Here is a 13875-nt window from a genome sequence, read left to right as displayed (position 1 = left end):
GGGGGGGGGGGGGGGTTGTGTGGGCGTGGCGGCGGGGGCGGGCCCGCGGGGCGCGCGCCCCCCCCCCCCCCCCCCCGTGGCGTGCGGCTGTCGCCTAGGCGGCGAGCCTGGCCAGGGCCGCGTCGACGCGGGCCAGGGTCTTCTCCTTGCCCAGGATCTCCAGGGACTCGAAGAGCGGCAGGCCGACGGTGCGGCCGGTGACGGCGACGCGGACCGGGGCCTGGGCCTTGCCGAGCTTGAGGCCGTGGGCCTCGCCGGCGGCCAGGACCGCGTTCTTGAGCGACTCGGGGTCGGTCCAGTCGGCCGACTCCAGCTTCTCGCGGGCGGTGGTGAGGAGGGCCGCGGGCTCGCCCTTCATCGCCTTGTCCCAGGAGGCCTGGTCGAAGACGGGCTCCGCCAGGAAGAGGAAGTCGACGTTGGCCGTGATCTCGGAGAGCACGGTCAGGCGGGTCTGGGCGTGCGGGGCGATCCGCTCCCAGGCCGTGCGGTCGAAGTCCTCGGGCGCCCAGGGGGCGTGCGGAGCCCGGAGCCAGGGCTCGCACGCCTCGGTGAACGCCTTCACGTCCAGCATGCGGATGTGGTCCGCGTTGATGGACTCGGCCTTCTTCAGGTCGAAGCGCGCCGGGTTGGCGTTGACGTCGGCGATGTCGAACTTCGCGACCATCTCGGGGATGGTGAAGATGTCCTGGTCGGCGGAGAAGGACCAGCCGAGCAGGGACAGGTAGTTGAGCAGGCCCTCGGGGAGGAAGCCGCGCTCCCGGTAGAGGTTGAGGGAGGCCTGCGGGTCGCGCTTGGAGAGCTTCTTGTTGCCCTCGCCCATCACGTACGGCAGGTGGCCGAAGGCGGGGATCTCCTTGGCGACGCCCAGCTCGATCAGCGCCTTGTAGAGGGCGATCTGGCGGGGGGTGGAGGAGAGCAGGTCCTCGCCGCGCAGGACGTGGGTGATCTCCATCAGGGCGTCGTCGACCGGGTTGACCAGGGTGTAGAGCGGGGCGCCGTTGGCCCGGAGGATGCCGTAGTCCGGCACGTTCTCCGGGGTGAAGGTGAGCTCGCCGCGGACCAGGTCGGTGAAGGTGATGGCCTCGTCGGGCATCCGGAAGCGGACGATCGGCTCGCGGCCCTCGGCCTCGTACACGGCGACCTGCTCGGCCGACAGCTCGCGGCAGTGGCCGTCGTAGCCGGAGGGCCGGCCGGCGGCGCGGGCGGCCTCGCGGCGCTCGTCGAGCTCGGTGGTGGTGCAGTAGCAGCGGTACGCGTACCCGCCGGCGAGCAGCTTGTCGGCGACGTCCTTGTAGATGTCCATCCGCTGCGACTGGCGGTACGGGGCGTGCGGGCCGCCGATCTCGGGGCCCTCGTCCCAGTCGAGGCCGAGCCACTTGAGGGAGTCCAGCAGCTGCTCGTACGACTCCTCGGAGTCGCGGGCCGCGTCGGTGTCCTCGATGCGGAAGACCATGGTGCCCTGGTTGTGCCGGGCGAACGCCCAGTTGAAGAGGGCGGTACGGACCAGGCCCACATGGGGGTTGCCGGTCGGGGACGGACAGAAACGGACGCGGAGGTTCGCGTTAGCCACGCTTGATCACCCTGTTGGTGAGAGTGCCGATGCCTTCGATGGTGACGGCGACCTCGTCGCCGACGGTGAGGGGGCCGACCCCGGCGGGGGTGCCGGTGAGGATGACGTCGCCGGGGAGCAGCGTCATGGCCTCGGTGATGTGGACGACCAGGTCCTCGATGGAGCGGATCATGTCGCTCGTCCGACCGAGCTGGCGTTGCTCGCCGTTGACCGTGGCCTGGACGGCGAGGTCGCTCGGGTCGAGGTCGGTCTCCACCCAGGGGCCCAGCGGGCAGCTCGTGTCGAAGCCCTTGGCGCGGGCCCACTGGGCCTCGCGCTGCTGCACGTCGCGGGCGGTCACGTCGTTGGCGCAGGTGTAGCCGAAGATCACGTCCTTGACGCGCTCCCGGGGCACCTCGCGGCACATGCGGCCGATCACCACGGCCAGTTCGGCCTCGTGGTGCAGCTCGCTGGAGAAGGAGGGGTACTCGATGGCGTCGCCGGGGCCGATGACGGAGGTGGTCGGCTTGAAGAAGGCGACCGGGACCTCCGGGACCTCGTTGCCGAGCTCCTTGGCGTGCTCCGCGTAGTTGCGGCCGATGGCCACGACCTTGTTGGGGAGCACCGGCGGCAGGAGCCGTACCTTGCTCAGCGGGACCTTGGTGCCGCTGAGCTCGAAGTCGGTGTACGGGATGCCCTTGATGATGTCGAGGACGAGGCCGCCGGACTCGACGGTCCCCTCGCCCTCGACCGCGCCGAAGGCGACATTGCCGTCGATGGAGAATCTGGCGATGCGCACGAGTGCTGTCGCCCCTCACTTGGTACTGGCTGGAGTCTGACGCTCCAGGCTAACGCGGCGCGGGGCGGCCGACCGGCGGATATCGCCGGTGGCGGGCGGGTGGTGACCCGGATCAGCCCTCGGTGAGGTAGGCCGGGACGTAGGGCGCGGGGGCCTGCATGAGGACGGTGCGGCGCGGGTTGGCCGTGGTGCCGGGCAGCTCGGTCGCGTACTCGGGGGTGGCGCCGCGGCCGAGGGCGTCGGCGTCCGCGAGGTGGGCGAGGGTGGAGCGGCGCGGGTTGGCCGTGGTGGCGGGGGTGGGTGCAGTCATCGCGCTGGCAGACCTTGTTCCGGGCGGGCGCCCGTGCGGGCGCGGGAATGGTGTAAAGCGTCAGGCTAAATCAACGCGTTCCCTTCGAATGCATGGCTGAGACATCCATTCCCGTGTGAGTTTGCTCACCACTGGGCGGATATTCCGGTCATTACGGACCGGCATGTCAGGTCACGGAAAGGGACATTCCGTGACTGAAGCTTCCATTCCGCTCCTGATCATCGCGACTGGGACACACGAGGACGCCGGGTCATTGGAGAGGAAAAGTCCGAATCCTCCGTGATCATCTTCTACGCGGGGTGACGCGCCGCGTACGGTTGGTCATCCCCCCTGCGGTACAGACCGCAGCCCTTGTTGGAGTTCCGGCACTGTGCTGGAATTCCACGCACCGCCGCGGGTTCGACGCCGGCACGCAGGGGGCGCAACGCAGCGCCGGCCGAGTGGCGGAGAAGGGGGATCTGCGCCGGTCACCGACGACCACCCGGGGCGCACCGACGCGTCCCGACGACGCCGACACCGTCCGCTCCGGTTCCACCCGGAAGGACGCCTGGTCCAGAGGTTGCGACGCTAGTGCAGGGACGTTTCAAGAGGGATGGCGCGGGCTCCGCCCCGGCCCGCAAGGGCCGCGCGGAGGCTCCGTCGGAGCAGGAACCGCGTGCCGGGACCGATCGCGGTCCCGCGGCCCCGCACTCCGCCCAGCAGGCGCCCGGTCCGGGCGGCCAGGGCAGGAACCAGGGCAAGGCCCCGCGGCCGAACGGCGAGCCCGGCGAGGGCTCCGCACGCCGTTCCGGCGCGTCCGCGGCGCCCGGCGAGCAGAACGCCGCGGCGCGCGGGGAGAAGGGCGCCACGCCCACGACCCCCGAGAACGCGGTCGGCCCCCGAATAGCCCTGCGCAACTGGCGCATCTCCACGCGCCTCGTGGCCCTGCTGACCCTCCCCGTGGTCGCGGCCACCAGCCTCGGCGGCATCCGCATCAACGAGTCGCTCCAGGACATGCAGCAGCTCGACCACATGCAGCTGCTCACCAAGCTGACCCGTGAGGCGACCGCGCTCGCCCAGGCCCTCCAGGCCGAGCGCGACCTCTCCGCCGGTCCGCTCGCCAACGGGCGGCCGACCAGCGACTACCAGGTCGCCAACCCCCGGCGCCGCACGGACCGTTCCTACGACGCCTTCCTCGACGCCACCCGGGCCATCCCGAACGGCGAGGACGACGAGGCGCTGCAGAGCATCCGCTCCAACGTCAGCACCATCGCCTCGCAGGTCATCGACCTCCACAACATCCGGACGAACGCCTACAAGGACGGCGTCCAGCACTCCGTGACGGTCGAGGCGTACAGCCGTCTCATCCGCTCGCTGCTCAGCCTCTCCCAGGACATGGCGCAGGCGACCAGCAACCCCGAGATGATCAAGCGGACCCGCGCGCTCGCCGCGTTCTCGTCCGCCAAGGAGTACGCCTCCATCCAGCAGGCGATCATCGCGGGCGCCCTGCCGGCCAGCGACAAGACCCGCGGCAAGTTCCAGCCCGGTGACCGCCTCTACGGCGAGGCCGCGCTCAACGGCGAGAACAACGCCTTCAAGTCCTTCACCGCGATCTACGAGGGCACCGGCGGCGACGCCACCGACCTCACCGACTCGCTCCGCTCCGGCAACCCCACCATCGTGGACGCCGAGAAGTACGCCGAGCGGGTGCTGAAGTCCGACGAGGCCATCGCCAGCGAGAAGGGGAAGCGCGGTTACCTCAACTTCACCGACGAGTACGAGACCAAGATCGCGGCCATGGGCCGCATCGAGAACCAGCTCCTCGGCGAGATGGAGTCGATGGCCCGTGAGCTGCGGCAGGAGTCGCAGCGCGAGGCCATCATCAACGGTGCGCTGATCCTCCTCGTCCTCGGCGTCTCGCTCATCGGCGCCTTCGTCGTGGCCCGGTCCATGATCCGCTCGCTGCGCCGGCTCCAGGACACCGCGACCAAGGTCGCCCAGGAACGCCTGCCCGAGCTGGTCAAGCAGCTCTCCGAGTCCGACCCGCAGGACGTCGACACCTCCGTCGAGTCCGTCGGTGTGCACTCCCGGGACGAGATCGGCCAGGTGGCCGCGGCCTTCGACGACGTGCACCGCGAGGCGGTCCGCCTCGCCGCCGAGCAGGCCCTCCTCCGGGGCAACGTCAACGCGATGTTCACCAACCTCTCGCGCCGCTCGCAGGGCCTCATCCAGCGCCAGCTCTCGCTCATCTCCGAGCTGGAGTCGCGCGAGGCCGACCCGGACCAGCTGTCCTCGCTCTTCAAGCTCGACCACCTCGCGACCCGCATGCGCCGTAACGGCGAGAACCTCCTCGTCCTCGCGGGCGAGGAGCCGGGCCGCCGCTGGACCCGCCCGGTCCCGCTGGTCGACGTGCTCCGCGCCGCCGCCTCCGAGGTGGAGCAGTACGAGCGCATCGAACTGGCCGCGGTCCCGGCGACCGACGTCGCCGGCCGGGTCGTCAACGACCTCGTGCACCTCCTCGCCGAGCTCCTTGAGAACGCCACCTCGTTCTCCTCCCCGCAGACCAAGGTCCGGGTCACCGGCCACGCGCTGCCCGACGGGCGCGTGCTGGTCGAGATCCACGACACCGGCATCGGCCTCTCCCCCGAGGACCTCGCGGCGATCAACGAGCGGCTCGCCTCGCCGCCCACCGTGGACGTCTCCGTCTCCCGCCGCATGGGCCTCTTCGTGGTCGGCCGCCTGTCCCTGCGACACGGCATCCGCATCCAGCTGCGCCCGTCCGACTCGGGCGGCACCACCGCGCTCGTCATGCTCCCGGTCGACGTCGCCCAGGGCGGCCGCAAGCCGGCCCCGAAGAGCGGTCCCGGCGCCCAGGGCGCGGCCCCGCAGGGCGGCAACGCCCCCGGCGGCCGTCTCCCCGGCGGCCCCGGCGCGGCCGGTGGTCCGGGTGCCGGACGTCCGGGCCTCGGCGGTCCCTCGGCTCCGGCCGGCCGCCTCGGCGCCGGCCCGGGTGCCGCGCGTCCGCAGGTCGGCCCGGCGGGCGGTCCGCGCACCGCGCTGCCCGCCCGCGACGGCGCGCCGCAGGCCCCCCAGGCCCCGGCCCCGCAGCAGCCGCAGCCCCGGCAGCCCCAGCCGGTCGACGCCCAGCTGGAGCAGACCGGCCAGCTGCCGCAGCTCCCGCAGGCGCCGCAGCCCGGCCCCGGTGCCGGTCTCATCGGCGGCGCGGCCAGCGCCATCCCGTCCCGCACCGACGTGTGGGGCGGCCGCCCGCAGGCCCCCCAGAACCCGCAGGCGCCACAGGCCCCCCAGGCCCCGCAGGCCCCGCAGCAGCAGGACCCGCTGGGTGCCACGAACGGCTTCCCGCGCGCCGAACTGCCCGGCGGCAACCCCCAGCCGCAGCGTCCGCAGGGCGCGAGCTGGGGCAGCGACCCGGCCCAGCAGCCGGTCCGCCGCGCGCAGCAGGACATGACGCCGCTGGACGCCCCGCGCGGCCACGACGAGGCGGAGACCACCGGCTCCTTCGCGGCGCCCGGCGCTCCGCAGGGCCCGGGCTCGACGGGCCAGTTCCCGCGCCCCGACTTCGGTGCGCCCCAGGCGCCCCAGGCCCCGCAGTACCAGGACCCGGCGTCCACCTCGCAGTTCCCGCGGCCGGACTTCGGTGCCCCGCAGGCCCCGCAGCACCAGCAGGTCCCGCAGCACCCGCAGGCGCCCCAGGGTCCCGGCTCCACGGGCCAGTTCCCGCGCCCCGACTTCGGCGCCCCGCAGGCTCCGCAGGCTCCGCAGTACCAGGACCGGCCGCCGTACGGCAGCCAGCCCTTCGTACCGCAGGCTCAGCAGCAGGCCCCGCAGCAGCCGGCCCCGCGCCAGCGCACCGGCAACGAGTTCGCGCCGCAGCAGCCGGGCCTCCCCCAGGCCCCGCAGCAGCCCGCGCCGCAGCGCACGGCCCCGCAGCAGGCTCCCGAGCCGCGGCAGCCGCAGCTCGGCCGGCCGCGCCGTCCGGAGGCCCTGCCGCCGGCGCCGGCCGCGGGCGACGGGCGCACCCCGCTGTACGACACGCTGGAGACCAACTGGTTCCACCAGGACCAGGGTCAGCAGCAGGCTCCGGCCCAGCCGGCGCAGCAGCAGCGGATGCCCGAGGTCGACCAGACCATGCCGACCCCGGTCGTGCAGCAGCCCGCCCCGGCGGGTCCGCGGCCGGCCGCCGGTGACGGCGGACGGCCGGGCACGGCCGGCTGGCGCCCCTCCCCCAACGACGATCTGGTGCGCCAGGCCGAGCGGGCGCGCAAGCCCTCCGCCGGCGGGGTCACCACCTCAGGTCTTCCGCGCCGTGTGCCGAAGGCCAACCTCGTACCCGGGACCGCCCAGGAGCAGGCCCACACGGCCGGCCCCCAGGTCTCGCGTGCACCCGACGACGTCCGCGGCCGGCTCACCAACCTGCGCCGCGGCATCCAGCAGGGCCGTCAGGCGGGCAACTCGACCACGGGTAGCTTCCACCTCGGCCCGAACCACCAGCAGGAGCGATAGTTGAGCGCGATGAGCCAGGCGGCGCAGAACCTGAACTGGTTGATCACCAACTTCGTGGACAACACCCCCGGGGTGTCCCACACGGTGGTGGTCTCCGCCGACGGCCTGCTGCTGGCCATGTCCGAAGGATTCCCCCGCGATCGCGCCGACCAGCTGGCGGCGGTCGCGTCCGGGCTCACCTCGCTGACCGCGGGCGCCTCCCGGATCTTCGAGGGCGGTCCCGTGGCGCAGACCGTGGTGGAGATGGAGCGCGGCTTCCTCTTCCTCATGTCGGTCTCGGACGGCTCCTCGCTGGCCGTGCTCGCGCACCCGGAGTGCGACATCGGCCTCGTGGGCTACGAGATGGCGCTGCTGGTCGACCGGGCCGGCAGCGTCCTCACCCCGGATCTCCGCGCGGAGCTCCAGGGCAGCCTGCTGCACTAGCGGTCCCCACCCGCTCTCGGCACCTGTCCCCCCGACGGGGCGGTACTCCCCCCACACGTACCGCCCCCGGCACCGTTCAATCGTCCGGCCGCCCCATCCGGCCCCCCACCGGCCCCATCAGACGGCAGATGCCTTGCTGTCACGCCCGGAGGATTCATGACCCCGCCCCCCGCCACTCACGATCCGTACGGCGGCTCGTCCCTGGACGATCCGTACGGTCATGAGGGCGACCAGCCGCTGGTCCGTCCGTACGCGATGACCGGCGGCCGGACCCGGCCGCGCTACCAGCTCGCCATCGAGGCGCTGGTCAGCACCACGGCCGACCCGGCGCACCTCGCCACGCTCCTCCCCGAGCACCAGCGCATCTGCCACCTGTGCCGTGAGGTCAAGTCGGTGGCCGAGGTGTCCGCCCTGCTGTCGATGCCGCTCGGCGTCGCCCGGATCCTCGTGGCCGACCTGGCCGAGGCGGGCATGGTGGCCATCCACCAGCCGGGCAACGGAGAAGCCGGCGGCACGCCGGACGTGACACTGCTCGAAAGGGTGCTCAGTGGACTTCGCAAGCTCTAACGGCGGCGCGGCCAGATCGACCACCAGCGCGAAGATCGTGGTGGCCGGTGGCTTCGGCGTGGGCAAGACCACGTTCGTGGGCGCCGTCTCGGAGATCAACCCGCTGCGCACCGAGGCCGTGATGACCGCGGCCTCCGCCGGGATCGACGACCTGACGCACACGGGCGGCAAGACGACGACGACCGTCGCCATGGACTTCGGCCGCATCACGCTGGACCAGGACCTGATCCTGTACCTGTTCGGCACCCCCGGCCAGGACCGCTTCTGGTTCATGTGGGACGACCTGGTCCGCGGCGCCATCGGCGCCGTCGTCCTCGTCGACACCCGCCGCCTCGCCGACTGCTTCCCCGCGGTCGACTACTTCGAGAACAGCGGCCTGCCGTTCGTCATCGCCCTCAACGGCTTCGACGGCGCCCAGCCGTACACCCCGGAGGAGGTCCGCGAGGCCCTCCAGATCGGTCCGGACACCCCGATCATCACCACCGACGCCCGCCACCGCGCGGACGCCAAGAGCGCGCTCATCACCCTCGTCGAGCACGCCCTCATGGCCCGTCTCAAGTAGGGCGCCCACCTGGGCAGTTGTCATATGCCTCCGTACCGGGCCGACCGGAGTGGATCTGTGTCCTTCGACACGGCCGGCCCGGGCTTCATAACATTTCGACAGAGAATCGGGGGCACCTCGGACACCCGACGCATCCAGTCGGTGCCGCTGCGCTCACATGAGCCCCGCCATTTGGCGGGGCTCGCTCTTTATGCCCGTTTTATGTGAGGCGTGGACCACTGAAAGCGGCGCCGTCCCAGTGTTTGGAACGGACCCCCTTCACGTGCTGCAATTCATGAACTCCCGAGTAGTACGGCCCTGAACGAAACACCGGCACGACGTAGGTGCCGACGCCGAGAGGTTGTTGGTCGAGTGAGGCGAAGCATGGATGGCTCCGCGGAGCAGGAGGCGCGGGGCAACTTCACCCCGCCGTCGCGCGGCGCGGTGTCGCCCGCGGACGTACCGGTGACGCCCGCGCCCGCGCCCGCCCCGCGGGGCAGCTCCAGCCGGCTGTCCCCGCGCAACTGGCGCGTGCCCACCCGACTGAACGCGATCCTCCTCATACCCGTGCTCGTCGGCCTCGTCATGGGCGGCTTCCAGGTCAAGGGGTCCATCGACACCTGGCAGGAGGCCCAGGACGCCGAGAAGACGGCGCTCATCGTGCGCGCCGCCTCGGAGTACTCCACCGCCCTCCTCAACGAGCGCGACCTGACGGCGGCCCCGCTGCTGGCCGGCAAGGACCGCGGCGGCGAGGAGATCACCCGGGCGTACGCCGCCACCGACGCGGCCCGCGCCAGGTTCGACGAGGCCGTCAAGAACATGCCGTCGGGCCAGGGCCTCGAACGGCGTCTGCAGACGTTCAAGAACGAGGAGCCCAAGCTCGCCGCGCTCCGCAAGGCCGCCTACACGGCCGCGCTCGACCCGGTCAACACCGAGCTCGGCTACACCGGCGTCCAGCACTACCTCATGGAGTTCGCCAACGAGCTCGGCCTGGGCACCGGCAACGTCACCAGCTACGGCCGGACCGTCTACGCCATCCAGCTCGCCAAGGGCGCCGAGTCGCTCCAGCGCTCCATCGGCACCCACCTGCTCGTCCGGCCCAGCGCCAAGGACTCGGTCTTCGCCCAGCAGTCGGTCGCCTTCAACTCGTACAACTACCTGGAGCAGATCGCCCTCGGCGAGTACAACTCCGGCGGCACCGCCGAGGACGTCGAGCACCTGAAGAAGGTGATGGCCGCCAAGGCCGCCGACGGCGAGAAGAAGATGCGGGCCGCCGACCTCACCCTGCCCAAGGGCAAGGACGGTTCGGTCTACTCCGGCGTCGCCGGGCTGATCGGCACCGCCGAGGACGCGGACGCGATCAAGGCCCTCGCCGCCAAGGGCATCAACGCCGAGACCTGGACGGCGATCGCCACCGCCAAGTTCGACGGCTACAGCGAGGTCGAGAAGTCCCTCGTCGACAAGGCCGTGGCCGAGGCCACCGCGATCTCCTCCGACGCCAAGACGGACGCCTGGGTCACCGGCGCCATCGTCGTCATCGCCCTGCTCGCCGCCTTCATCCTCGCCGGGATGATGGCCCGCCAGATGAGCCGCTCGATGCGCGAGCTGCGCACCGCGGCCTTCGGCATCGCCGAGCAGCGCCTGCCGATGCTGGTCGACCAGCTCTCCCGGACCGAGCCGGGCCGGGTCGACACCCGCGTCCAGCCCATCCCGATCGACTCGCAGGACGAGATCGGCGAGGTCGCCCGCGCCTTCGACCAGGTCCACCGCGAGGCCGTCCGGCTCGCCGCCGAGCAGGCCATGCTCCGCGGCAACGTCAACGCGATCTTCACCAACCTGTCGCGCCGCAACCAGTCGCTGATCGAGGGCCAGCTGACCCTCATCACCGACCTGGAGAACAACGAGGCCGACCCGGACCAGCTGGAGAACCTCTTCAAGCTGGACCACCTGGCGACCCGTATGCGCCGCAACGGCGAGAACCTCCTGGTCCTCGCCGGCGAGGAGCCGGGCCGCCGCTGGGACCAGCCGGTCCCGCTGGTCGACGTGCTGCGCGCCGCCTCCTCCGAGGTGGAGCAGTACGAGCGCATCGAGATCGCCGGCGTGCCGGAGGCCGAGATCCACGGCCAGGCCGTGACCGACCTCGTGCACCTGCTCGCCGAGCTGCTGGAGAACGCCACCACGTTCTCCTCCCCGCAGACCAAGGTCCGCGTCACCGCGACCCGTCTCCCCGACGGCCGCGTGATGGTCGAGATCCACGACAAGGGCATCGGCCTCACCGCCGAGGACTTCGCGGACATCAACCACAAGCTGGCGAACCCGCCCACCGTGGACGCGGCCGTCTCCCAGCGCATGGGCCTCTTCGTGGTCGGCCGGCTCTCCGACCGGCACGGCATCCGCGTCCAGCTCCGCCCCTCGGGCGAGCAGGCCGGCACCACCTCGCTGGTCATGCTGCCGGACGCCATCACCCACGGTGGCGGTGGCGAGCAGCCGGTCCAGGACGACTTCACGGTCTCCCAGATCATCCCGCACCAGCAGCAGGGCGGTTTCGAGCCCGCGGCGGCCCCGATGCGGACCGCGGCCGAGCTCGGCTTCGACGACTCGCGCTACGACCAGCAGGGCGAGGGCCAGCAGCTGGACCCGGTCAACCGCTCGCTGATGCGCGAGGAGCGCCGTGCGGCCCTGGAGGCCCAGGTGCAGGGCGGCGACGCGCCGCTCTACGCCGAGGAGGCCGGGCAGGGCGGCGAGTACGCCCAGGAGCAGGGCTACGGCCAGGAGTACCCGCAGGAGTACGAGCAGCAGCAGCCGCAGGCCCAGGAGTACGCCGGCGAGTACGGCCAGGACTACGCCCAGGGCTACGAGCAGCAGCCGCAGGACGGCTACGGCTACCCCCAGCAGCAGGGCTACGAGGGGTACGGACAGCAGTCCGACGCGTACCCGCAGCAGGCGTATGCGGAAGCGGCGTACGGCGCTCAGGACCAGACCCACGCCGGATACGACCAGGCGTTCGAGGCCCAGTCCCACCAGGGTGAGTGGCCCGCGCAGAGCTCCTACCAGGGCGCTTTCGACCAGGGTTACCGGCCGGAATCGGAATCTTCGCAGGCCGCTCCCGAACAGGGCCACGAGCGCGTAGGCTTCGACCGTCCGGCTCCGGCTCCCAGTCCCGCTCCGGACACCGGCAACGGACTGACCGACGCCGGTCTGCCGCGCCGCGGCGGCGCCGCCCCGCAGGCGCCCCAGGCGCAGCGGCCCGTGCCGCCGGCCCAGCCCGCGCAGCCGGTGGGGCAGGACGAGCAGAACCAGAACGACGGCTCCGACGAATGGCGCTCGGCCAATGACGAGCGCTGGGAGCAGGCCAAGAAGCTCCGCGAGCCGAAGGCGGGCGGGGTCACTCCGTCCGGTCTCCCCCGGCGCGTCCCCAAGGCCAACCTGGTCGAGGGCACCGCGGAGCAGACCCCGCAGGGCGGCCCCCAGGTCTCCCGCGCGCCCGAGGACGTCCGGGGCAGGTTGAGCAACCTGCGCCGCGGTGTCCAGCAGGGACGTACCGCGGGGTCGGACACGAACGGATCGGGCCTCGGCCCGGGTAATACCTACAACCAGGAGCGTTAGTGTGAGCGCGATGAGCCAGGCGGCGCAGAATCTGAACTGGTTGATCACCAACTTCGTGGACAACACCCCCGGGGTGTCCCACACCGTGGTGGTCTCCGCCGACGGACTCCTGCTGGCCATGTCCGAGGGCTTCCCCCGGGACCGTGCCGACCAGCTGGCGGCGGTCGCGTCCGGGCTGACCTCGCTGACGGCGGGTGCGTCCCGGATCTTCGAGGGCGGCGCGGTCAACCAGACCGTGGTGGAGATGGAGCGCGGCTTCCTCTTCATCATGTCGGTCTCGGACGGTTCCTCTCTCGCCGTCCTCGCCCACCCGGAGTCCGACATCGGTCTCGTGGGCTACGAGATGGCCCTGCTCGTGGACCGGGCGGGCTCCGTCCTCACCCCGGACCTGCGGGCCGAGCTCCAGGGAAGTCTTCTCAACTAACAGACACAGAGTGCGTTTCACGTCACCGCACCGTTAGGGTGCGGTGACGCGGCTCCAAGGGACATGGACCGCGAAGCAGTCGGAGGAGGAGACGTGGGAACACCCCCGGGGGCGAACCCCTACAACGGTTTCGATGCGCATCAGGCGCCGATGGGCGACGCCGCGCAGAACCGGTACAACTTCCCTTCCGCACCCAGCAGACAGGGTGTCCCCCAGCCTTACGGCCAGCCGCAGCAGCAGGCGCAGCCGGTGGCCCCGCGTGCCGCGGGCGGCGCGGGCGGCGGTGGCGGGCACAACCCGCTCGTGCGTCCGTACGCGATGACCGGCGGCCGCACCCGGCCGCGTTACCAGCTCGCCATCGAGGCGCTGGTCAGCACGACCGCCGATCCGGCCCGGCTGCAGGGGCAGTTGCCCGAGCACCAGCGGATCTGCCAGCTGTGCTTCGAGATCAAGTCGGTCGCGGAGATCTCGGCCCTTCTCTCCATCCCCCTCGGCGTTGCCCGGATCCTCGTCGCCGACCTGGCCGAGGCCGGACTTGTCGCCATCCACCAGCCCGGCGGCGACGAGGCCGCCGGCGGTCAGCCAGACGTGACACTGCTCGAAAGGGTGCTCAGTGGACTTCGCAAGCTCTAGCGGCGGCGCGGCCCGTTCTACCACCAGCGCGAAGATCGTGGTGGCGGGCGGCTTCGGCGTGGGCAAGACCACGTTCGTGGGTGCCGTCTCGGAGATCAACCCGCTGCGTACCGAGGCCGTGATGACGTCCGCGTCCGCGGGCATCGACGACCTGACCCACACCGGCGACAAGACGACGACGACTGTCGCCATGGACTTCGGCCGCATCACGCTGGACCAGGACCTGATCCTGTACCTGTTCGGCACCCCCGGCCAGGACCGCTTCTGGTTCATGTGGGACGACCTGGTCCGCGGCGCCATCGGCGCCGTCGTCCTCGTCGACACCCGCCGCCTCGCCGACTGCTTCCCCGCCGTCGACTACTTCGAGAACAGCGGCCTGCCGTTCGTCATCGCCCTCAACGGCTTCGACGGGAACCAGCCCTACGCCCCGGAGGAGGTCCGCGAGGCCCTCCAGATCGGTCCGGACACCCCGATCATCACCACCGACGCCCGCCACCGCGCGGACGCCAAGAGCGCGCTC

11 protein-coding genes are annotated in these 13875 nt (G+C 71.8%); 8 read left to right on the top strand and 3 right to left on the bottom strand.

Annotated features, from left to right (window positions below; all coding sequences use genetic code 11):
- Positions 1 to 94: 94 nt before the first annotated feature.
- The 3 genes from gltX to ACFW1I_RS35305 form a co-directional block, all read right to left on the bottom strand.
- Positions 95 to 1570: a glutamate--tRNA ligase gene (gene gltX, locus ACFW1I_RS35315; protein ID WP_384677674.1), complete on the bottom strand. Its 1476-nt coding sequence runs from the start codon at positions 1568 to 1570 to the stop codon at positions 95 to 97.
- On the bottom strand, positions 1563 to 2348 hold the full coding sequence (locus tag ACFW1I_RS35310; protein ID WP_384677672.1) for a fumarylacetoacetate hydrolase family protein: 786 nt from the start codon (positions 2346 to 2348) through the stop codon (positions 1563 to 1565). Before ACFW1I_RS35310 ends, gltX begins: the two co-directional genes overlap by 8 nt.
- Positions 2349 to 2460: 112 nt before the next feature.
- Entirely contained in the window at positions 2461 to 2658 is a 198-nt protein-coding gene (locus ACFW1I_RS35305) for a hypothetical protein (protein WP_384677669.1), read from the bottom strand.
- Positions 2659 to 3228: 570 nt separating this feature from the next.
- On the opposite strand from ACFW1I_RS35305, the gene ACFW1I_RS35300 reads away from it, so the two are divergent.
- The 8 genes from ACFW1I_RS35300 to ACFW1I_RS35265 form a co-directional block, all read left to right on the top strand.
- The gene (locus ACFW1I_RS35300; protein ID WP_384677667.1) at positions 3229 to 7161 is read left to right on the top strand and encodes a nitrate- and nitrite sensing domain-containing protein; all 3933 of its coding nucleotides are present in this window, start codon (positions 3229 to 3231) and stop codon (positions 7159 to 7161) included.
- Between the two features lie 9 nt (positions 7162 to 7170).
- Entirely contained in the window at positions 7171 to 7584 is a 414-nt protein-coding gene (locus ACFW1I_RS35295) for a roadblock/LC7 domain-containing protein (RefSeq protein WP_030496942.1), read from the top strand.
- Positions 7585 to 7740: 156 nt separating this feature from the next.
- The gene (locus ACFW1I_RS35290) at positions 7741 to 8151 is read left to right on the top strand and encodes a DUF742 domain-containing protein (RefSeq protein WP_030496941.1); all 411 of its coding nucleotides are present in this window, start codon (positions 7741 to 7743) and stop codon (positions 8149 to 8151) included.
- Positions 8132 to 8713, top strand: a complete 582-nt coding sequence (locus ACFW1I_RS35285) for an ATP/GTP-binding protein (RefSeq protein ID WP_384677665.1) — start codon at positions 8132 to 8134, stop codon at positions 8711 to 8713. The genes ACFW1I_RS35290 and ACFW1I_RS35285 overlap by 20 nt, the downstream gene beginning before the upstream one ends.
- A gap of 351 nt (positions 8714 to 9064) precedes the next feature.
- Positions 9065 to 12298: a nitrate- and nitrite sensing domain-containing protein gene (locus ACFW1I_RS35280; RefSeq protein ID WP_384677663.1), complete on the top strand. Its 3234-nt coding sequence runs from the start codon at positions 9065 to 9067 to the stop codon at positions 12296 to 12298.
- A gap of 10 nt (positions 12299 to 12308) precedes the next feature.
- Positions 12309 to 12722, top strand: coding sequence for a roadblock/LC7 domain-containing protein (locus tag ACFW1I_RS35275; protein ID WP_030496939.1), 414 nt, complete (start codon positions 12309 to 12311; stop codon positions 12720 to 12722).
- A 93-nt stretch (positions 12723 to 12815) separates the two neighbouring features.
- Positions 12816 to 13355, top strand: a complete 540-nt coding sequence (locus ACFW1I_RS35270; RefSeq protein ID WP_384677661.1) for a DUF742 domain-containing protein — start codon at positions 12816 to 12818, stop codon at positions 13353 to 13355.
- On the top strand, positions 13336 to 13875 hold a 540-nt coding region (locus ACFW1I_RS35265), incomplete at its 3' end, for an ATP/GTP-binding protein (protein WP_384677659.1). The genes ACFW1I_RS35270 and ACFW1I_RS35265, both read left to right, overlap by 20 nt.

Origin of the sequence: Streptomyces sp. NPDC058955 (genome assembly GCF_042741435.1) — a bacterium.
Lineage (GTDB): Bacteria > Actinomycetota > Actinomycetes > Streptomycetales > Streptomycetaceae > Streptomyces.
Note: the sequence above shows the minus strand (reverse complement) of the source record. Positions and strands in the feature narration are given on the sequence as shown.

Excerpts from the sequence above, each read along its gene's own strand:
- ACFW1I_RS35305 (WP_384677669.1), bottom strand. The coding sequence starts at position 2,658 with ATGACTGCACCCACCCCCGCCACCACGGCCAACCCGCGCCGCTCCACC.
- ACFW1I_RS35295 (WP_030496942.1), top strand. The coding sequence starts at position 7,171 with ATGAGCCAGGCGGCGCAGAACCTGAACTGGTTGATCACCAACTTCGTG.
- ACFW1I_RS35290 (WP_030496941.1), top strand. The coding sequence starts at position 7,741 with ATGACCCCGCCCCCCGCCACTCACGATCCGTACGGCGGCTCGTCCCTG.
- ACFW1I_RS35275 (WP_030496939.1), top strand. The coding sequence starts at position 12,309 with ATGAGCCAGGCGGCGCAGAATCTGAACTGGTTGATCACCAACTTCGTG.